This is a genomic window from Aquidulcibacter paucihalophilus, from assembly GCA_030285985.1.
Lineage (GTDB): Bacteria > Pseudomonadota > Alphaproteobacteria > Caulobacterales > Caulobacteraceae > Brevundimonas.
The window spans coordinates 2,667,607-2,686,489 of record CP127384.1; the positions used below are offsets into that span (position 1 = coordinate 2,667,607).

The 18,883-nt window shown below is 62.4% G+C and carries 19 protein-coding genes; 14 read left to right on the forward strand and 5 right to left on the reverse strand.

The genetic code is table 11. The features are described from left to right. Positions 1–10: 10 nt before the first annotated feature. Positions 11–943 (reverse strand): hypothetical protein, encoded by a 933-nt coding sequence (locus tag KB221_13110; GenBank protein WIY69010.1) that lies wholly within the window; start codon positions 941–943, stop codon positions 11–13. Positions 944–1,576: 633 nt separating this feature from the next. Here KB221_13110 and KB221_13115 point away from each other — a divergent pair. From KB221_13115 to KB221_13150, 8 genes are all read left to right on the forward strand, one after another. Beyond that, positions 1,577–2,368: a DNA-binding response regulator gene (locus KB221_13115; GenBank protein ID WIY69011.1), complete on the forward strand. Its 792-nt coding sequence runs from the start codon at positions 1,577–1,579 to the stop codon at positions 2,366–2,368. Then, the gene (locus tag KB221_13120; protein WIY69012.1) at positions 2,365–2,946 is read left to right on the forward strand and encodes a hypothetical protein; all 582 of its coding nucleotides are present in this window, start codon (positions 2,365–2,367) and stop codon (positions 2,944–2,946) included. The genes KB221_13115 and KB221_13120 overlap by 4 nt, the downstream gene beginning before the upstream one ends. 1 nt (position 2,947) lies before the next feature. After that, positions 2,948–6,337, forward strand: a complete 3,390-nt coding sequence (locus tag KB221_13125) for an ATP-dependent helicase (protein ID WIY69013.1) — start codon at positions 2,948–2,950, stop codon at positions 6,335–6,337. A gap of 80 nt (positions 6,338–6,417) precedes the next feature. Continuing rightward, entirely contained in the window at positions 6,418–7,170 is a 753-nt protein-coding gene (locus KB221_13130) for a multiubiquitin domain-containing protein (GenBank protein ID WIY69014.1), read from the forward strand. Next, positions 7,145–8,338 carry a ThiF family adenylyltransferase gene (locus KB221_13135; GenBank protein WIY69015.1) on the forward strand — a complete coding sequence of 398 codons (1,194 nt, stop codon included), beginning with the start codon at positions 7,145–7,147 and terminating at the stop codon, positions 8,336–8,338. Before KB221_13130 ends, KB221_13135 begins: the two co-directional genes overlap by 26 nt. After that, positions 8,335–8,775 carry a DUF6527 family protein gene (locus KB221_13140; GenBank protein ID WIY69016.1) on the forward strand — a complete coding sequence of 147 codons (441 nt, stop codon included), beginning with the start codon at positions 8,335–8,337 and terminating at the stop codon, positions 8,773–8,775. The genes KB221_13135 and KB221_13140 overlap by 4 nt, the downstream gene beginning before the upstream one ends. A gap of 476 nt (positions 8,776–9,251) precedes the next feature. After that, positions 9,252–9,878: a tyrosine-type recombinase/integrase gene (locus tag KB221_13145; GenBank protein WIY69017.1), complete on the forward strand. Its 627-nt coding sequence runs from the start codon at positions 9,252–9,254 to the stop codon at positions 9,876–9,878. Positions 9,879–10,288: 410 nt separating this feature from the next. Beyond that, the gene (locus tag KB221_13150; protein ID WIY69018.1) at positions 10,289–10,453 is read left to right on the forward strand and encodes a hypothetical protein; all 165 of its coding nucleotides are present in this window, start codon (positions 10,289–10,291) and stop codon (positions 10,451–10,453) included. 166 nt (positions 10,454–10,619) lie between these two features. Here KB221_13150 and KB221_13155 read toward each other — a convergent pair whose 3' ends face one another. Next, positions 10,620–10,952: a hypothetical protein gene (locus KB221_13155; protein ID WIY69019.1), complete on the reverse strand. Its 333-nt coding sequence runs from the start codon at positions 10,950–10,952 to the stop codon at positions 10,620–10,622. Between the two features lie 250 nt (positions 10,953–11,202). On the opposite strand from KB221_13155, the gene KB221_13160 reads away from it, so the two are divergent. Further along, positions 11,203–11,466 carry a hypothetical protein gene (locus KB221_13160; GenBank protein ID WIY69020.1) on the forward strand — a complete coding sequence of 88 codons (264 nt, stop codon included), beginning with the start codon at positions 11,203–11,205 and terminating at the stop codon, positions 11,464–11,466. Positions 11,467–11,655: 189 nt separating this feature from the next. Here the strand turns inward: KB221_13160 and KB221_13165 are convergent, their stop codons facing one another. Then, on the reverse strand, positions 11,656–11,904 hold the full coding sequence (locus tag KB221_13165) for a hypothetical protein (protein ID WIY69021.1): 249 nt from the start codon (positions 11,902–11,904) through the stop codon (positions 11,656–11,658). 134 nt (positions 11,905–12,038) lie between these two features. Between KB221_13165 and KB221_13170 the strand changes: the two genes are divergently transcribed. Further along, positions 12,039–12,440 (forward strand): hypothetical protein, encoded by a 402-nt coding sequence (locus tag KB221_13170; protein WIY69022.1) that lies wholly within the window; start codon positions 12,039–12,041, stop codon positions 12,438–12,440. 426 nt (positions 12,441–12,866) lie between these two features. After that, a complete protein-coding gene (locus KB221_13175; GenBank protein WIY69023.1) occupies positions 12,867–13,382 on the forward strand; it encodes a hypothetical protein in 516 nt (171 codons plus the stop codon). A gap of 71 nt (positions 13,383–13,453) precedes the next feature. On the opposite strand, the gene KB221_13180 is transcribed toward KB221_13175, so the two are convergent. Beyond that, on the reverse strand, positions 13,454–13,648 hold the full coding sequence (locus tag KB221_13180) for a DUF2283 domain-containing protein (GenBank protein ID WIY69024.1): 195 nt from the start codon (positions 13,646–13,648) through the stop codon (positions 13,454–13,456). 101 nt (positions 13,649–13,749) lie between these two features. Then, positions 13,750–14,307: a hypothetical protein gene (locus KB221_13185; protein WIY69025.1), complete on the reverse strand. Its 558-nt coding sequence runs from the start codon at positions 14,305–14,307 to the stop codon at positions 13,750–13,752. Positions 14,308–15,871: 1,564 nt separating this feature from the next. On the opposite strand from KB221_13185, the gene KB221_13190 reads away from it, so the two are divergent. From KB221_13190 to KB221_13200, 3 genes are read left to right on the forward strand one after another with little or no spacing between them, the layout of a single operon-like run. Further along, positions 15,872–17,056 carry an ABC transporter substrate-binding protein gene (locus KB221_13190; protein WIY69026.1) on the forward strand — a complete coding sequence of 395 codons (1,185 nt, stop codon included), beginning with the start codon at positions 15,872–15,874 and terminating at the stop codon, positions 17,054–17,056. Then, a complete protein-coding gene (locus KB221_13195) occupies positions 17,053–18,096 on the forward strand; it encodes an iron ABC transporter permease (protein WIY69027.1) in 1,044 nt (347 codons plus the stop codon). Before KB221_13190 ends, KB221_13195 begins: the two co-directional genes overlap by 4 nt. Beyond that, positions 18,096–18,869 carry an ABC transporter ATP-binding protein gene (locus tag KB221_13200; GenBank protein ID WIY70929.1) on the forward strand — a complete coding sequence of 258 codons (774 nt, stop codon included), beginning with the start codon at positions 18,096–18,098 and terminating at the stop codon, positions 18,867–18,869. Before KB221_13195 ends, KB221_13200 begins: the two co-directional genes overlap by 1 nt. Positions 18,870–18,883 lie beyond the last annotated feature (14 nt).

An 18,883-nucleotide genomic window follows, 5' to 3' on the forward strand; every position in this document is an offset into this window, starting at 1 on the left:
GGCCCCCACGTCAGATCAGCTGATGAACGGGCGTCATGTCGATGTATCGCTTGGTCAGCGCGACCGCATGATCTGGCGCGCCGGCCAACGCCAGGGCGGCGATGGCGTCCTCGAGCGGCAAGTTGGCGAAGCTGGCCTGGCCTGACCCAGCTGACGCGAGGTGCTCGCGGTATTGGCTGACGGCGCGCTGAACCTGGTCGTTCAGCCTGGGCGCGACAACGAAGATGCGAGCGGCGTCATAGAGACCGCATGCGACCATGGCTTGGCCGAGCAGATGAAGTCTCCAGCATTGCTGAACCGGGTTTCGACGCAGGGCCGGGTCGTCGGCGTCGATGAAGAGATCGCTCTCGCGGGCGAGGTCATCATAGCGCTCGCGCATGCGGGGCTCGGCCTCAGCGCAGGTCTCGGAGTATTTGGTTTCGACGCCGATGAAGGTGCGTTTGCCGTCGTCCTGTCGGATGGAGATGGCGACGTCGAAGGCCGTGCCGTCGGCCAGGAAATGGGGATCGCCCCGGCCCGGACTGTGTTCGAAAGTCACCGTGCAAACCCGGCCCGCCAAATCCGGCGCGATCTCGCGGACGAAGGCTTCTGCCAGGTCGCGGTCCAGCTTGATGGGGCCGAATAGGTTCAGGGCCATAGGGGTGGATGACAGCATGTTCGAGTACAGCCGCGTCTCGTCCCAGACCGCGCCCGGCTCACGGTAGGCGAGCTCGCGGCGCGCCAGGCGATGAACCTCTGGCGACAGGAAGTTGCCGCCGGCCGCGCCTTCGTAGGTCGCGAGCAGGTGGCCCATCTTGCGCTTCTGGCCCCGTGGATTGACGTGACTGCCCATGGTCCAGCCGGCTGCCTCTCGATGAAGGGCCTGGAGCAGACGGGCGCAGGCGCGGAACCGGCTGTCGTTGGGGCTGTAAACCTTGTGCGCCTTCAGGAGCGCTTCGGGCACGAGGGGCAGTCGGTCAGGCGGGAACAGGTCCAAGGGAGGCTCTCATCTGCATGGTTGATGCAGAGAGATTCACCGGTCCAGCGATCTAGTTGACCTGATCCCTATTCCACCGGTCCCCGGCTCCGGAGCCTTCTGAATATTCCACCCCGGCGGAGCGCAGCTTCAAGGGAGGCGAAGGGGAAGCGAATGACTGTTTGTTGGGGGAAGTGGGGATGGGGGGAGGAAGAATATATGGATGTAGTGCCGACCAGTGGTGTCAGCCATCGGTCTGACACCGACTGGTGCAGGGATCAGCGGTAGCCATCCCGCCCCCTCGTCCAGGAGGAAGTCGCCTTTTGACTCATAGCGGCGGTTTAGAACGTCCGGATTACGGGTCTTGATCTGGCCGGCACGTCGCACGCTAACGCTTGCACGAGCTTCGCCATGTCTGCGCTCATCAACAAAACGTCGATAACCTTTGTTCAGAGGCGGTCGTCTTCACAAGTCCTTTTCGTGCCAGTCGGATCGGCTTCGGGGCCCAAGAAGGGCACACGCTCTACTGGTATTTCCGGTTGTGTTTTGTCGCAAAGCTCAACATAACCGCGATGTTTAGGTGAAAAGAGCGGCCGGAAAGGCCGGGTCGGGACAACGCCCTTGATCGAACCATTGCGTAAGACGACGCTGGACGGGCAGCCCTATGCTCGCCCGACTCTGATACAGAGCCGACTGGGCGACCTTCTCAAGCAGCCGCGCGAAAAGATACTCGAAGTCGCCAGGATCCGTGACCGAAATACGCCCGGCTACGTCCCTAGCGAATGTCTGGTCTATCTCCTCCGGGCCGCACGGAGGGACAATCAGGAACAGTGGTTCAACGTTTTGTATGGCGAGCTGCTCGAACGTATTCTTCGGCGATTGCCGAAGGCCGATAGTTCGGATGGCATCACCCGCTCGCTCAAGAACGAAGCGATCCGGGACGGCGTTCTTGGCAGGATGGGTGAGCTAATCGCCGCGGACAGGTCCGACTACTCCTTGGCGCTGGATTATTTCGAGATCCGCTTCGACAGCGCGCTCGCCAACCTGAAGAAGGACGCCCAGAACAGGGCTTGGCGCCAAGAAAACCGCAATGAAACCTTGGAGTTCGACGATCGTACGGGCGAACTTCCCCACGATGTCGAGCGCGCGGCTGGATCGTTCGATCCGCTGGATACCGACCGTTTGGATGACACGGCTTACCGGTCCCGGCTCTACGAAGCGATTGATGCTTTACCAAAGGAACAAAGCAGGATCATTCACATGTTGCTCGAGGGCTTCCCGATCGACTCCAAAGAACCCGGTGTCGTCACGATTTCCAGTACGCTTGATCGGGTAGAGAAAACGATCAGAACGTATAGAGACAAAGCCTACGCGACGCTGCGGGAATTGTTGGGCGACGGAGCGGATAAATGACCGACGGACAAACGCGGCCTTCGCGCGAAGACGTCACATTTGCCTTCGCGGTAGAGCCGCTCCACGACAGGGCGACCCTTGAACGCTATTTGAGGGATTATCCCGAATACGCCGGGGATCTAGTCGACCTCGGTCGCGAACTAAGCCGTGTCGTGGTGGAGTGGACTGAACCGCTCTCGGCTGACGAGCGTTCCGTGATTGAGGCTGCCGTCGCCGCGCGGAGCCGCGACCTACAGATGGCTCGCGATCTTTTTGCGCCTCTTTCAGTTGCGACGCTGAAGGAGATCGCCGCTCACCTGGCAGTCCCCCGGCAGGTGATCACAGCGTTTCGTGAACGCCGGGTTCGACTGGATACCGTGCCGGGCCATTTCCTGAGCGTGCTGGCTCGCGAGCTAGGCGGCACCTTGCAGGATTTCCGGATTTACTACCTCAACTTGGGCTCCTCGAGCGGAGCCGTGGCGGCATACAAGTCCAAGGTCAAACCTTCGGCGCCTGACCCGGTGAGCTTCGAACAGCTCCTCATAGAGGCAGCCGTGCCGAAGCCTGAACGAGAGCGCCTGCTAGCTGACGATCGCTGACATGGACGCGGTCGAAATCGCTCGTCAGCGAGCTGCGGAACTCCACAGCCAGGCCGTACTCGCGGGTGAGGACCCTTGGCGTCCGTATCTTTTCGCTGTCGCCGAAGCGAAGCGAAGAGGCTTTGATGTGGAAGCCGCTGGCCCGGCTATGCTGGACGGGAGCCAGGCCAAGATCAACTTCCAAGAGGAACTGATCCTGCACGAGCAGGGTGGGACCGACTTCGAGAAGGCCTTTCTGGTCGCCCATGAGATCGGACACCTTGAACTTGGCGATGGCTTTGACCCTATCAACGGCGCTCAGTCCCCGACGTCCAGCGAGCCTTGGGATCCCGCCCGATCAGCCGAGCCTTCTCCCACCGGTTTTGATCTGGTCGTCGACTACGGCCAACGACAGAGACGAGAGGTTCAGATGGACCTCTTCGCGCGCGAGCTCCTTCTTCCGCGCCACGTCGTTCGTGCGCTTCACCTCGAAGATGGCCTGACGGCGTCAGAGATTGCAGGGAAGTTGGGCGCGCCTTTTGCCGTAGTCGCGCAGCAGCTTCTGGATGCCCTGCTGTTGCCTGCGGTCGTCACCGCAGCAGCCGAGGGCAAACCCGACAAGAAGCTCAACGCCCTTCAGCGCGAGGCCGCAGATCATCGCGGATGCGCCTACCTGTTGGAAGCGGGTCCCGGCACAGGCAAGACTCAAACGCTCGTCGCGAGAGTGGAGGGCCTGCTGGATGAAGGCGCCGATCCACGGCGCATTCTCGTGCTGACGTTTTCCAACAAGGCCGCGGCTGAAATGGCCGATCGGATCGCGGACAAGCGAAAGGCTGACGCTGCCGCGATGTGGATCGGCACTTTCCACGCGTTCGGTCTTGATGTGATCCGTCGGTTCCATGCGGAACTGGGGCTTCCGAAGGATCCCAAGATGATGGATCGGACGGAAGCTGTGGAGCTGATCGAGAACGAGTTTCCGCGGCTGGGTCTGCTCCACTATCGAAACATCTTCGATCCGACTCAGGTGATTGCGAACATGCTGAGCGCGATTTCCCGCGCAAAGGACGAAGTGATCGACCAGGCCGAGTACGCTGAGCTGGCGGCCAAGATGGAAGGTGAAGCTGGCGTAAGGGCTGTCGAAGTCGGGCGCGTCTATGCCGTCTACGAACGGTTGAAGCGCGCTAGGGACCGGATCGATTTCGGCGATCTAATTTCACTGCCCGTCCGGCTTCTGGAAACCAACCCCCCGATCAGGGAGCATTTCCAGAGCCAGTACGACCATGTCCTGGTCGACGAGTATCAGGACGTGAACCGCAGCAGCATCCGACTGCTCACGGCGCTCAAACCCAGTGGGATCAACTTCTGGGCCGTGGGCGACGCCAAGCAGTCGATCTACCGCTTTCGGGGCGCGTCGTCGTTCAACATGTCACGTTTCGGCAAGGAGGATTTCGCTGGTGGCAAATGCGGTCGCCTGAAACGGAACTATCGATCAACTGACAATATCGTCCAGGCGTTCTCCGCCTTTGCCGTCGAAATGACCACGGGCGATGCAGAAGCGGGTTTGGAGGCCGACCGTCCCGCCGGTGAGCCGGTAGAACTGCGCAAGATGCTCAGCGCCGAACAGCAATCGGCGGCGGTCGCCGAGGCGATCGAACAAATGCGGGCGACCGGGTGGACGTATCGGGATCAGGCTGTGGTCTGCACCGGGAACGAGAAACTGGCTCGCCTCGGCAGCGATCTGGAGAGGCTGGGCATCCCCGTGCTGTTTCTGGGCAGTCTTTTCGAGCGTCCGGAAGTGAAGGATCTGCTCTCGCTGCTGTCGATCCTCGTGGATCGCAGGGCCATGGGCATATACCGCATCGGCTGTTGGCCGGATTTCCGCATGGCGCTCGCAGACGTCGCCGCCCTGACGGACCATCTCCGCGGCGCGGAGGGTCAGCCTGCAAGCTGGATGGGGGCTGCGGACCGTATCCCGGGGCTTTCCGCGGATGGTCAGACCTCAATCCGCGCACTCGCGACGGCGTTGAACGGCTTCACCGAGAGCGCGGATCCGTGGACCATGCTCGCAGTGCTGCTGCTGGACCGGACGCGCATAGCAGCCCGCGTCAGCGCCTCGGCCGATCCTATCGATCGCACAAGAGGCATTGCGGTGTGGCAGTTCCTGAACTTCGTGAGAGCGCAGCCGGCAGGCAAGGGACTGCCGATCACCCGCCTTCTGGATCGCGTGCGGAGGTTGCTCCGGCTCGGCGACGACCGTGACCTTCGCCAACTGCCGGCGGCCGCGCAGGGGCTCGACGCGGTCCGGCTCATGACCATCCACGGCTCCAAAGGCCTGGAGTTCCCCGTCGTGCATGTCCCGGGCATCAACGCTGATACAATCCCTCGTCGGGTGCCGGACCCGCCCTGTCCGGCCCCTGACGGGATGATCGCGGGTGTGGCGGGGACATTCACGGACGCTTTTCATCGGGGGCAGGCGGATGAGCAGGAGTGTCTGTTCTTCGTCGCGTTGTCCCGCGCGCGCGATCGCCTCTTCTTCTATGCGCCAACCCAGAAATCCAATGGCCACGCTCGACAACTCTCTCCCTTCCTGAGCCGGCTGGGCAACGGCCTGATTTCGAAGGAGGTCGCGCCTGTCCTGCCGATCCCGCCAGCGGAAGGGGCCGAGAGCCTGACGATCAGGTTCGAGACGTCGCTAAGGTTCAGCGCCTCCCAAATCGCCCTGTACGAGCGGTGTCCGCGGCGGTTCCTGTACACCCACATTCTCCAGGTCGGCGGACGCAGGACGATGACCGCCTACATGCAGCTGCATGAGGCGGTGCGCAGCGTTGTGCAGAGCCTCGCGGCGGCGGCCGAGCCCTTGCCATCGAACGAGATGGCGACAATGATCGAAGCGGCGATCACGATGCATGATCTTCATGAGCACGGCTATCGCGACGACTTCATGCAACTGGCCGAGACACTGGTCGGCTATTTCGCGGCCAGCCGTTCGGGACTCGAGCCAGAGCCCGCAACGCCGATCTGTGTGCAGGTGGTTGGAGGCGAGGTCTTCGCTCTGCCGGATGACGTGCTGGTCGGACCGGACGGACAGAGGATCGTTCGCAGCATCAGGACCGGCCATCGACGGTCCAAGGCCGGGAAAGACGTAGGCTCAGCCGCCTTCCTGCTGGCCGCCCGGTCAGCGTTCCCTGGCGCACAGGTCCATCTCGTGCACCTGGCCGACGGCAGCGCGGAGCCTGTGCCCCTGACCGACAAGGAAGTTGCCAACCGCAAAACCAAGCTGGAGGGCTTCCTTGAGCACGTCCGCCAAGGTCGCTTTCCCATGGAACGGTCCGAGTTCACGTGCCCGAACTGCCCCGCCTTTTTCATCTGCGGTCCGGTGCCGGACGGGGAAATGACGAAAAAGTTCGCCTGACCTTACCGGTCGAGGCAAGTCGCATCGATTGACTCCTTAGAGCCGTGCTTTCGCCCGGACCAACCTAAGGAAATCAAGAAATGAATGACGAACCCATCGAAATCGAGGACATCGGCGAGGCGATCCGCGAGGCCCGCCCGTTCCGCCTCGCCAAGGCCTACCGCTTCCTGATCGCGGAAGACAGCCTCGACTTCAAACCGGCCGACGTGGCCGACCCGGTGCCCCTCGGGCACCAACTCCTCGAAGCGGGCGGGCTGGACCCGCGCGGCGACTACAGCCTTTCCGGCATCCTGCCGTCGGGCGATTTCGAGGACGTGCGTCTCGACGAACCCTTCGATCTGCGCGCGGTGGGTGCCGAGCGGTTCATCGCATCGCGCACCGACCGTGAGTTCAAGCTGACGCTGGACGACGACCAGATCCGCTGGGGCAAGGCCGTTCTCAGCGGCGCCGTTCTCTACGGGCTGGCGAAGCCCGCCGAGGGCATCGGCGTCTTCCTGCGCGTGCCTGGCGGGCAAGACCGCCTCATCGAGTCGGCCGAACTGATCGATCTCGCCCAACCCGGCGTGGAGCACTTCATCACCGCGCCGAAGCCCAGGCCGGCGTTCGAGATCCTGGTCAACTCCCGCGTCAAGGTCGTGCCGGACGAGCGCGTGACCTTCGAGCAGGTGGTTCAGCTGGCCTTCCCCGGTCCGCACGCGCCGAACGTCGAGTTCTCGATGACCTACCGCCACGCCGCCTCCAAACCGCACGCCGGCGAACTGGCCGCCGGCGGCTTCGTCATCGTCAAGCAGAAGGGCACGGTCTTCAATGTCACGCGAACTGTTCAATCGTAGTCCCGACCTTAAGCGGCTTCGCGACGAGGGCTACTTAGTCCAAGTCAGGGGCGGGGTCCTCATCATGAGGGATGTGCCCTACGTCGACGCCAACAAGCAGGTCCGTTTCGGGACCCTGATCTCCAGCCTTACGCTGGCTGGAGATCAGACCCGCCGGCCGGACACCCACGTGATCCACTTCGACGGTGACTATCCCTGTCGCGCGGACGGGAGTCGGATCTCGGGGCTGTCGCATCAAACCGACATCCAGCTCGACTTCGGCACCGGCGTGACAGCGCGGCACTCCTTCTCCAGCAAACCCGACCAAGGGTACGCCGACTACTACGAGAAGATGACCAGCTATGCCGGCATCATCTCGGGGCCAGCCGCTGTGCTGGACCCCGAGATGACCGCGCGGGTCCTGCGCGCGCAGGACGACGACGAGGATGGGGGGGGCGACGACCAGCCGTTCCTGTATGTGGAATCCGCGTCTGACCGGGTCGGGCTCGGTGCCTTGTCGAGCGTCTTCAAGACCGAGGTCGTCGCGATCATTGGCTTGGGCGGCACCGGTTCCTACATTCTCGATCAGGTCGCCAAGACCCCGGTGCCGGAAATCCGCATCTTCGACGCGGATGAGTTTCTCCAGCACAACGCCTTCAGAGCCCCGGGCGCGCCCACGCTCGACCAGCTCCGTGAAGTGCCCATGAAGGTCGACTACCTGAAGGCCATCTACGAACGTATGCATCGTGGGATTGTCGCTCACCCGGTAGCTATGACCGCCGAGACGCTGCATCTGCTGGACGGGGTCACCTTCGCCTTCCTGAGTATGGATGCGGGGGAAGAGAAACGGTTGGTCGTCGAAAAGCTGGAGGCGATCGGCGCGTCATTCGTCGATGTCGGGATGGGTCTCGAACTCGACGACGGTTCGCTGGGCGGCATCCTGCGGGTTACGGCCAGCACGCCGAAGAAGCGGGATCATGTGCATGCCGGCCGCATCTCGTTCGCCGACGGTGGCGGAAACGACATCTACGCCTCGAACATCCAGGTCGCGGATCTGAATGCTCTGAACGCGATCCTCGCGGTCGTGAAGTGGAAGAAGATGTGCGGCTTCTACCGGGACCTCGAGGAGGAGCATCACTGCACCTACACGACCGACGGCAATCAGCTTACCAATGGCGACCTGCCGTGATCCGCTACCACCGCCTGGAGCCCCGGTTCGTGCAGCATCTGCCTGACCAGCTGATGCCGGGCATCCTGTATGTGTCGATGGAGTACGGCACGGTCGGGCATAGCTGTTGCTGTGGATGTGGGGAGGAGGTGGTGACGCCACTTACCCCCACTGACTGGCGGATCACCTATGACGGAGAGACCATGTCGTTGAGCCCATCGGTCGGCAGTTGGTCGCTTCCCTGTCGGTCTCACTACTTCATCGACAGGTCGCGAGTAATCGAAGCGGGGCAGTGGACGGATGAACAGGTCGCCGCCGAACGTAGACGCGATCACTTGGCCAAGCAGCATCACTACGGCGCGGACTGCGGCCAAATGCTGCCCACGCTGGAACCCGAAGTGAAGCAGCCTGATACGCCTGGGCGCCTGACGCGGCTGTGGCGCTGGTTCTCGGGCTGATACTCGAGAACCTATTGTCGGGGAGCCAAAGCATGGACGGCACCGCCGTCCATGCTTTGGCGGTACGGCCCCAGAGGTCGCCGCGTCGGGATGCGTGGAGAAGGGCGACTCCCCAACGGATTTCTGAATGCACGCCGATGCTCGGTGACCGGGCTCGAAGTCGCCGAAGAAAAGTGTCGGAACTCAGGGCAGCCTTGGATGCGAACGAACCCGTCCGTAGCATCAAGCCGATGGTCGGATGCGAATGGTCTGAAAAGGCCCGCGTTCCCGGCGCTTCGGACAACGAAGCAGGGTTGGTGCGCAGGGCCACGTCGGTCTTCAATGCCGGAATCAGTATCCGTTATGGCCGGGAGCGCGCCCAAGCGTCTGTCCACGCTGAGTGTCTTATCTCGGGCCGTGAGCCAATGACCGCTCTTGGCGCATTTGAGACTGAGAAACTGTAGTTTGGGAAAGGGGCCTTGATCACGGAGGTGGCCATGGGCCAGCTCGACCTTTTCCGGATGCCCCGCAAACCCTGGAACGCTGGCCGCATGACTGGGGCGAAAGCGCCGCTCAAGCCAAAGCACATCTGGGCGATCCGCCAGCACTTGAAGTCTATCGGATCGGTCCGGGACCTGGCGATGTTCAACACAGCCTTGGACGCAAAACTCAGGGGCTGCGATCTCGTCAAGCTACGGCTCGCCGATGTCGCCCACGGGGGCGTCATTCGTCAGCGCTCGACAATCGTCCAGCAGAAGACCGGGCGACCCGTACCGTTCGAGATCACAGAGCCGGCGAGAGAAGCGCTTATGCAATGGCTCGACCTTCGGGGCCGGCGGCCGGACGATTGGTTGTTCCCAAGCCGCAGCAATGCCGGCCGTCATATCGGAACGCGCCAGTACGCACGCCTGGTCGACGGCTGGGTTCGAATGATCGACCTGAATCCGAGTGCGTACGGCACCCACAGCCTGCGACGAACCAAGGTGGCGCTGATCTACAAGAAGACCGGAAACCTCCGCGCCTGCCAGCTGCTCCTGGGTCACGGCAAGCTGGAAAGCACGGTCCGATACCTCGGGATCGAGGTCGACGACGCTCTGGAAATTTCCGAGCAGATCGATCTTTAGACCGCAGTGGGTCCGCCAGAAAGCGGACCCACCAAAGGTCTCTTTTGGGTGGAAAGCGGACATCCGCATCATGCCCGGTTCAGCCCATTTTCAAAGCCGTCGCCATGACATGAACTACTATTACGCAACCACCATCCAGGGGTAGCGTGAGGGGTGAGGTCGAGGACGAGAGCGGGGACTTGTCGTCGGTCGCCAGACGCCCGCGAGTGATTTCCAATCAACAAACGGCGGGCATGTTGTTTAGGGATTTCTCAGGGTGCTAGCACGGCAAAGCAAGGGGATGACGGAGCCGTAGTAGCCCGCGTGGCCAGCATGCCGCGCGCACTCGACGACAGACCAATGACGGTGACCAATTCGTCTTGGGTCCAGGATGCGCTCAGAACCCCCCATTCACCCGAGGTAGATCGGCCATGACGGGCTTCGAATTCTGGGGTTCCCCGCCGCTGCGTTTCCTTCTCAACCTCGTCGGCGAAGGCTTCGAGAGTGGTGCCGAACCTGTAGGACTCAGCGACCACAACACCATCGCAAAGCCTGACTTGCCACGTGTCACCCCAGGCAATCGCCGCGCCGGGTGACCCGTTAATGACCGGGACAATTTGTGCATCGGGTCTGTGGGCCAACAACTGTTCAGCTGTCTGACCAACTTCTTGAGCATGGGCTGAGGATACGGCCATCGCCGCAATGACTGTCGCCAAAACGGTTCGCATGTTCACCTCATTAGGCCGATGCGCCCGCGCCATCTCAGTCTCTGCCGCGAGGCAATAGGTTCAGTCCCAGCAGTAGCCAAAGGAACAAGCCGCCGAAGAAAAGCCCTAGGAGCCATGGGTCAGTCTTCACCTGCATCGCGCGAACGAAAGTGTCAGCCTTAGTAATCTGGACTGCGGTCAGGTCGGGCCTAAGGCGGTCAATCCCGGAAATGAAACCAAGTTGGATGCCATAGACCATCAACCCGAGAACGACCGCCCCGCCTGCCAACCATGGAGCCAACTTGCTGTAGGCTTTGGGATGGTTCCACGCCATCCAGCCACATGCGGTGAGGCCCGCGACGATTAGTGGTCCGGCTATCTCGTTCATGTATCCATGTGTGCCAACCTAAGCCGCATGTGTCGAGGCGGTCGAACGGGTGCCACCCAGGTCGAGGCGACATCAGCCTCGTCCAGACGGTTGAGGAACTCGCCCGAACCTGAAACCATGGGTGCGTTGTATACAACGCGTGCCTGTGGGCGTCATTTTGCTGTCGCCGAATTGGTAGCAAAACCGTCATGGAATCAGCCCCACCTAGCCTCCGGCGCATACGAGTTCTTTCAATGAACAGGTATGCCCAATGTTCTCCCGCAAACCAGCACCGCTCCCCGCACCGAGGAATTTCCTCTCGGTGAAACTCGGCTCGTGGGTGGCCATTGAGGCGAAGGGTTGGGGGGTCGCCATCGTCCCCCTCGTCATCATCGTCAGTCTGGCCTTAGGCAACGTCGTCAGGGGCGGAGCCACCGAGGTATGGCAGCTCATCGGGGAAGTCGCGGAAGCGGCGCAAGCCGAACCCGCCGTGATCGCCGAACCCCCTCAAGAGCGAACCGCGATCACTCCATGAAGTCGATCTCGAACCATGCGTCTGGGTCACGACCGTAGCCGATCTCAGCCAAGACCCAGAGGTGGCCATCGGTCATGGGCTGGAACGGGGTCGCCGACACTTGATAACCCGCCTGAGCGTCCGCTAAGGGTCGGGAGCGGACCATCGCCTGAGGGTGGAAAGCGGACATCAGCCCAGTTCCAAAATTCGCTACTCTCTCTTGCGGAGAGCCCAACGCAAGAACATCCATTGGATGCCGACGAAAACAATCACGGCCACGATCAGGGTGGGAATGAAGAAGAGGTCGGCTGGTTGGGTGCAGGTCTCTCCTGCTTCAATTTGTGCGTCGCTTAAGACGCAATGGGCCATCACCAACGATCCGAGAACGACGACGGTGGCCGTGCAATAGGCCGCCGTAATGATAGAGAAGCCGACAACGGCTCCGAGGTAGCGCATCATTCTCAGGCTCCCTTGCGCGGGTTCGAGCCCGCATCCTGCCTTCAAGGGCCACGTCGCCGCAACGTCCGCTATGGGTCGGAAGCCGACAGTCGCCTAGGGGTGGAAAGCGGACATCTCCTGACGTAGCGTTCCGGATGCGCCGCGCTCTTCCCTATATCGTGTTCTTGGCTTTGGCCTCGTGCGGTGAACAGCCGGAAGCTGATGCTCAGCCGTCCACCCGAATGGACGCGGTCGACGCTTCGAGCGACGAGTTGGAAGGGCTGGTTAGACTAGATAGTTTGGACGCCGCGTCGTCATTGTCTTTAGCGAACGACACCCGACTTGTTGCCTACGCTTCGCCGCATGGAGAAGGGGTCGCTTGGGTAATGCCGGGGCTTCGTTGTCCGAAAGAAGCCTTTGCGGCAGCCAAGAAGGTGGAGATTGGGGCGGCATTTCCGGAAAGCGCGACTTTGGCCGGAGCCTTGTTCGCTCACAATCGGAGGGTCGCGAAAAATCCGGACAACGCTGGCGACTGCGTGAATTCGCCCGGACCCTGAACTGGCCTCTTCATCCCTGAGATCGGCCAGCAAAGATGTCCGCTATGGGTCGGGAGCCGACCGTCGCCCATGGGCGGGAAGCGGACGTTCCCCTTGTGCTACCGGCTGACCCACCAAAGGGTAAGGCCCCAAGCGATCAGGACAGCGATCAATCCCCCCGCGAAACGCCCCAGCCGCCCTGCCGCTGACAACGGGAAGCTGGCGGCGAACCCAACAAGTGCGATGACCGTGACGACGGCTCCCCAGAGGAGGCCATCAATGGCGGTTTCCGCATTTCCGGTCTGGCTGGACCGAACCCAGTAGCCCACCCCAGGAGCGGAGAAGGCCCCAAACAGGAGTGCCGTCCTAATCGCAGCCCACATGAGGGGCAGGTGAGCAAGGCTTGTCGCCCGCGGATTGGCAACCGTCCGAGGGCGAGGCGTTGTCATGGACACACTATGCCGGACACTCATCAACGTCCGCAACGGGTCGGAAGCGGACATTGAAAAGTCGCTGCTCAAGATGCACCGTGAGCTGCCTCAAGGGGTGGAGAAGTCTGTCATCGCTACCAAAATCACGCCCTCAAAAGCCGTCAGCCGTGGCAACCTGACCGTCAACGGCGCGGTCATGTCGATGATGTTTGGCGTCCCGGCATTCGCTTTTGCGGTGCCTCTGCTCCTTGGACTTGATGTGCAAACAGCCGGTGCAGCGGCAGGGCTCGCCTTCTTTGCAAGCTGGCCCTTGGCTTGGCTCACATGGTCCGTTCTCGTCGTCCGGTGGAGGGTTTGGGCTTACGAGCGAGTTGACGATCTGGATGAGCTAAAGATGCACGCGGTGGCCGCCGGTCTGATCTGGCGCAATGGGCACTTCTTCGAGCGAACGGAAATCCGCTCGCAGCTTCAACGCAAACGTATTCGCGAACTTGAGCAGGCTTGGGCAGCTAAGCGTGGAGACCGAGGCTAGCCTGCCCTCTCTCTGGGGAGGTCCGCTTTGGGTCGGGAGCCGACAGCCTCCCAGGGGTGAATGGCGGACAGCTATTCCAACACTTCGATGCCGATAACTTCGCCTGCCTCATTGAGATCGAGGCGGATATCCGGCCCCACATAGTTCGGGATGAGCGCGCTCACTCTAACCATGCTTTTCACGCAGCCAGCCGTTCCCGCACCGGGATGATTGGAGAGATACAGATACCCGACAGAAGGGTCGTCCCTGCTCGGTTCAAATCGCATGGCGTCCCTCCTAGACCTCTAGCCTAACTGCGAGGGGAAGGGTCCGCTATGGGTCGAGAGCAGACCGTCACCTGAGGGTGGAATGCGGACATTGGCGAAGATCAACTCTGCGGCCAATCGAAGCCTTCATGAACCAGCGCGAGAGACTGGGCTGGAGGGAGGCCATACATATCCGTGACGACGCGGGCCGTGAATTCCGCGACATTCGCAGGCTCGACGCGCAGATATGAAACTCCATTGGTCGTTTGGGCTACGGGCTCGACGCTGTGCGCACGGGCGAATGTCCTGAACTTTTCTTGGTCCTCAATGTTTCGTGGTCCCAAGAGAACCCAGTCAAATCCGGCCTTACCATTCTCGACTGAGACCTGGAGAGCCACGGCATCTTGATCAGATGGACGGTCGGGAGTGCTGAACATCAGCGTTGCCCATTTCGATCCAGCCGATCCGCGGGACATTGCTTCGACCAAAGCGGGCAGGTCGTCTGTTCGAACCTCCGTCTGCTTTAGTAGGCGCGGCATTCCCCCTTTGCCTCGATCCCAGACGAGGTAGTCAGATTTGAAAGCTAGGACTGCGACCGCAACAGTCATTGCGGCGATGATGCCGAAGATGATGGCGGCGGAAATCAACAGCGCCCTCTTATTCCCACGCGACTTGGCCATGAAAGCGAAGCTAGTTCGGCGCGCGACCGCGTCAACGCGGAAAGCGCACAAGCGTCAACGTCCGCTTTGGGTCGGGAGCGGACTGTCGCCTACGGGTGGGAAGCGGACTTTCCGCTGGTCCATCGATGGATGCGGCACATGGATGTGCAGGGGCGGCGAAGTCAGAAAATGATGGCCCCGACTTCAATCCAGAAATTGTCCATCGAAAGATTCAATTCTCGGGATGATCTCGTCAACTGACGCAATATCAGTGTCATCGACAAATGCGTAGCGCACCGAGGAGCATCTCCGATCCTTAGATGGGGTTTGGGATAGAAACACGCGAACAATGCCCACTACATCGCCTACGGTGCATCGGAAAACGTAGTCTTTTCCTCCCCGAACATCAGCAGACGAATATATTGCCATTTGCTGGCGACAATCCGCTCTGACATCTGATTCGGACCTGTCACTGGACGCAGCGGAAACAAATCCGGGAACCGAATAGCATTCCCCGCCAGCAAAGCACGACAACGCAAGCTGCTCGGCTACATCACGCCGAACGCTACAATTTTCGCCTCCGGCCCAAGTGCAGGCACCGCAAGTTAGGACGGAGGTCAAGACTGCTGCGAGCCTGAACATCGACGGCACCAAATGATAGTTTGACGGCCAATACGTGGTGACCGGGCCAGACTATATCGAAGGGTAAAGAGTCCGCTATGGGTCGGTATCAGCCAAAGGCATCTGACCGAAAAGCAGACGTTCCCAGGCTCAGACGTCATAGCTGAATGTCGTTTTTTCGGCGCTGAGGAACTGTCTGGTTCTGGCGCTAAGCGGCTATCGTCCGTTGGGCTAGCTCTCTATTTCCCGCCACCTCCGAGTCGCCCTCTGTTATCCGGGTGTCGAACTCTCGGCGCTGCCTGACGGAAGGCACGCTCCCAATTGCGGGCCGAGCGCCAACACATGCGGATATTCAGACCGCCAGTCGGAGTTGCATGTATCCTGGATCATCGCCTCTCCAGCCCCTAGTGGACAAGCGAACAGGTGCCGACGGCCGGCGAGGTCGGGAGTAGAGAGCTCGACGAGGGTGCGCGCCTCAAGGTCGCGGGCGGCGGTCCGAACGGCGGGATCAGTATAGCGCCGGCCGAGCTCATTCTCTGTCCAACAGGCGACGCCTTCTTGCCAGAGTTGGAACTCGGCATAGCGCCAGGCGCGCTCCCCGACGACATCGGCGAAGGCCGCCCGGGCTTGCAGGTAACCGGTCAAAGCGTCCTCGAAGCCCCCCCCCCCCCCGCGCCAACCGCGCTGACCAAAGCGAGCGAAGCCGACCGGTGCGCGGCGACGACGCCCGAAGCCTCGCTGGATTCTGGCTCTGGTCGCCATGGAGGCCAGCTGAAGAGCTACTCAGCGTCCTGCGGTGAGTGAGGTCTTCGGGACCACCTTTCCGGCGGTGTGTGCAAAGGCCCAGCAGCAGCATGGCCCATCCGGTCCGCTCTGCCCGGCGATGCTCATCGCATTGCGAGTTTTTAATGTGACTTTATAACATAACATCTGAGAAAAGCTCGTGGAGAAAAGGGAGGCCAAATTGAACCGACGCGGAATTATCAGCGCCGGGCTCGCCACGCTGACGGTCGGCTGCAAGCCGGCATCGAGCTCGCGTGGCCCCGCCGACAAAGGCCTGACGCGGGAAAACCGCTGGGCCCGAACCTTCTCCGTTCGCGAGCATGCCGGCTTCAAGGTCGTGGAGTTCACGGCCCAAGTGGTTGCGTGGGGCGGAGCCGCCCAGGGCGGGGTACAGCGCCGCCGGGTGGTACTCGCGCCCAAGGCAGGGCCCGCACCCCACCTGACAGGCGACCTCGCCGGCGCCGCGGTGGTGCGCACGCCGGTCGAACGGATCGCGGTCAACTACGCGCCGCAGGAGGCCATGCTGGTCCAGCTGGGCGTGGCCGACCGGCTGGTCGCGGTCGGCGGGATCAACTCCTATGACGACGACATCCGGGCCCGCGCGCGCCGGGGAGAACTGCTCCAGGTCGGCTACGGCTGGCATTCAGCGCCGGCGCTCGATGTCCTGATCGCCTCCCGGCCGGACGTCTTCTTCATGGCTCAGATCGATCCCAGCCATTCTTCCCACCTGGAGCGCATCCAGGCCATGGGCGTGCCGGTCGTCCCTTTCTTCCTGAGCAACGAGCCCCACTACATGGGCCAGGTCGAGTACATCCGCCTTGTGGGTCTGCTGACCGGCCGTGAAGCGGAAGCGGAAGCGCATATCCGCCAGGTGGCAGAGCGGGTTGAGGGCCTGAAGACGGCAGCGGCCGCCAGACCGCGCCGTTCGGCGCTGCACAGCTGGTGGATGGGCGGCGACGCCTTCATGGCGATCGTACGAAACGGCGAAGCCATGCTGATGCGGGACGCCAACCTCGAGGTTGTCATGGGCCAGCCCGACGATGCGCGCCACGATTCCAGCATCCGGCTAGGAACGGAGCGGCTGCTGGCGGACGGCCGGGACGCTGAGTTCTGGATCGCCCGTGACCCGCATGGACGCCCCTTCCCCGATCGCCAAGTGTTGCAGCAATTCAAGGCCTGGCGCGAGGACCGCGTTTTCGCCGTCGACGGTCGGATCAAGCAGCGCGCCGACGCCTACGACATCTGGCACACCGGGCCGATCCGGCCCGACCTGCTGCTCGCTGACTATGTGAAGATGGCCAATCCGGACCTTGTCCCGGGTCCGTTCACTTTCCTCAGCCTCGATCGCCAAACGAGGCCCGCATGAAGGGCGTCGTCACGCACCGCGCCCTTGCTGGCGGCGGCCTGCTCCTGCTTGCCCTGCTGGGTCTGATCGCGGCCGCGCTGACCCATGGTCAGATCAGCCTGACGCTCGGCCAGGCCATCCGCGCGGTCATCGATCCCGCTGCGGATCCTGTGGCCAGTCAGATCGTCGCGCAAATCCGCATGCCACGCATGCTCACCGGCGTGCTTGCCGGGGCCGGACTGGGGGTGGCGGGCGTCCTCATGCAGGCGCTGTTCAGGAACCCGGTGGCGGACGCCTGGTCCCTGGGCCTGACCGCTGGCGGCCAGCTGGGCGTCGCCCTCGCCGTTGCCGGAGCGGCCTTCGCCGGCCCAGCCGCCGTCTCCTTTGTTTCGACATTCAAGGGCCTGGACCTGACCCTCGGCGCCGCTATCGGAGTATCCGCCGCGGCAGCTCTGGTGCTCAGTCTTGGACGACGTCTCGGCACGATCACCCTGCTCGTTGTCGGGCTCATGATCTGGTTTACGGCCCAGGGGCTCGTCAGTGTAATTCTCCACTTCGCCAGTCGCGCCGGCGGTCGGGTCTTCGGCGGCTGGAACGACGGCACGTTTACCGGAGTCACGGGCGCGGATCTTCCGCTGCTGGCGATCCCGATTTTGATCGGCCTGGCGGTCGCCGTGGCGGCCGGTAAGCCGCTGACGTCCCTGTTGCTCGGCGAGACCTACGCTCGCAGTCTCGGAGCGGACGTCGGCCGGTTGAGATGGCTGGTCGTGGGTGCCACTGTCCTGATGGTGGCGCCCATCACGGCCTGGTGCGGACCGGTGACTTTCATCGGTTTGATCGTTCCTCATTTCGCGCGGGCGATCGCGGGGACGGCGCGGATTGGGCCCCTCCTGCCGTTGGCGGCGCTCTCGGGAGCGCTCCTGGCGGTCGCGGCCGATTTCGTGGTCCACCTCCCCTGGGACCAGCATTTCCTGCACCTGAACGCGGTTCTGGCCCTCGTCGGAGCCCCGGTGGTGATCCTGCTGTTGCTCTTCTCGCCTGGAATGCGGGGGTATCGGTGATGCTGACCCTTGAGCAACTGGTCTGTGGCTATGGACCACCGCGCGGCTCCGTCGTCGATGCCGTCTCCCTGACGGTCGATGCTGGTGCCTTCGTCTGCTTGCTCGGTCGGAACGGGGCCGGCAAGTCGACCCTGATGCGCACGCTTGCGGGCCTCCAGCCGCCCCTGGCCGGCATCGCCCGGCTTGATGGTGATGAGGTCCACTCACTGTCCGCGCCGGAACGTGCGCGTCGCATCGCCGTCGTTCTCACCGAGCGGCCGTCCAGCCCGGGACTGACCGTCGACGACGTGGTCCGTCTGGGTCGCCAACCGTTCACGGGCTGGGACGGTCGCCTGACCGACAATGATGAAGCACTCGCCGACGAGGCGGTTAATGCGGCCGGGGCGACCCCCTTCCTCGGTCGGCTGATTGACGACCTCTCCGACGGCGAGCGGCAGCGGGTGATGATCGCTCGCGCCATGGCGCAGACGCCCCGCCTGATGGTGCTGGACGAGATCACCGCCTTCCTCGACCTGCCCGGACGCGTCGAGGTGATGGCGATGCTGCGTCAACGTGCGCGCGAGACAGGCTCCGCGATCCTCCTCTCAAGCCACGATCTCGATCTGTCCCTGCAGCTGGCTGACATCGTCTGGCTGCTGGACGGGTCGGGAGCCCTTCAGGTCGGCACTCCCGAGGCGCTGATCGAGCGCGGCCTCATCGGCGAGGCTTTTGACACGCCCGACGTCGCCTTCTCCGCCGAACGCGGCCGGTTCGAACTCAACTCACGGCACTAGGCCGTCCACCCAGC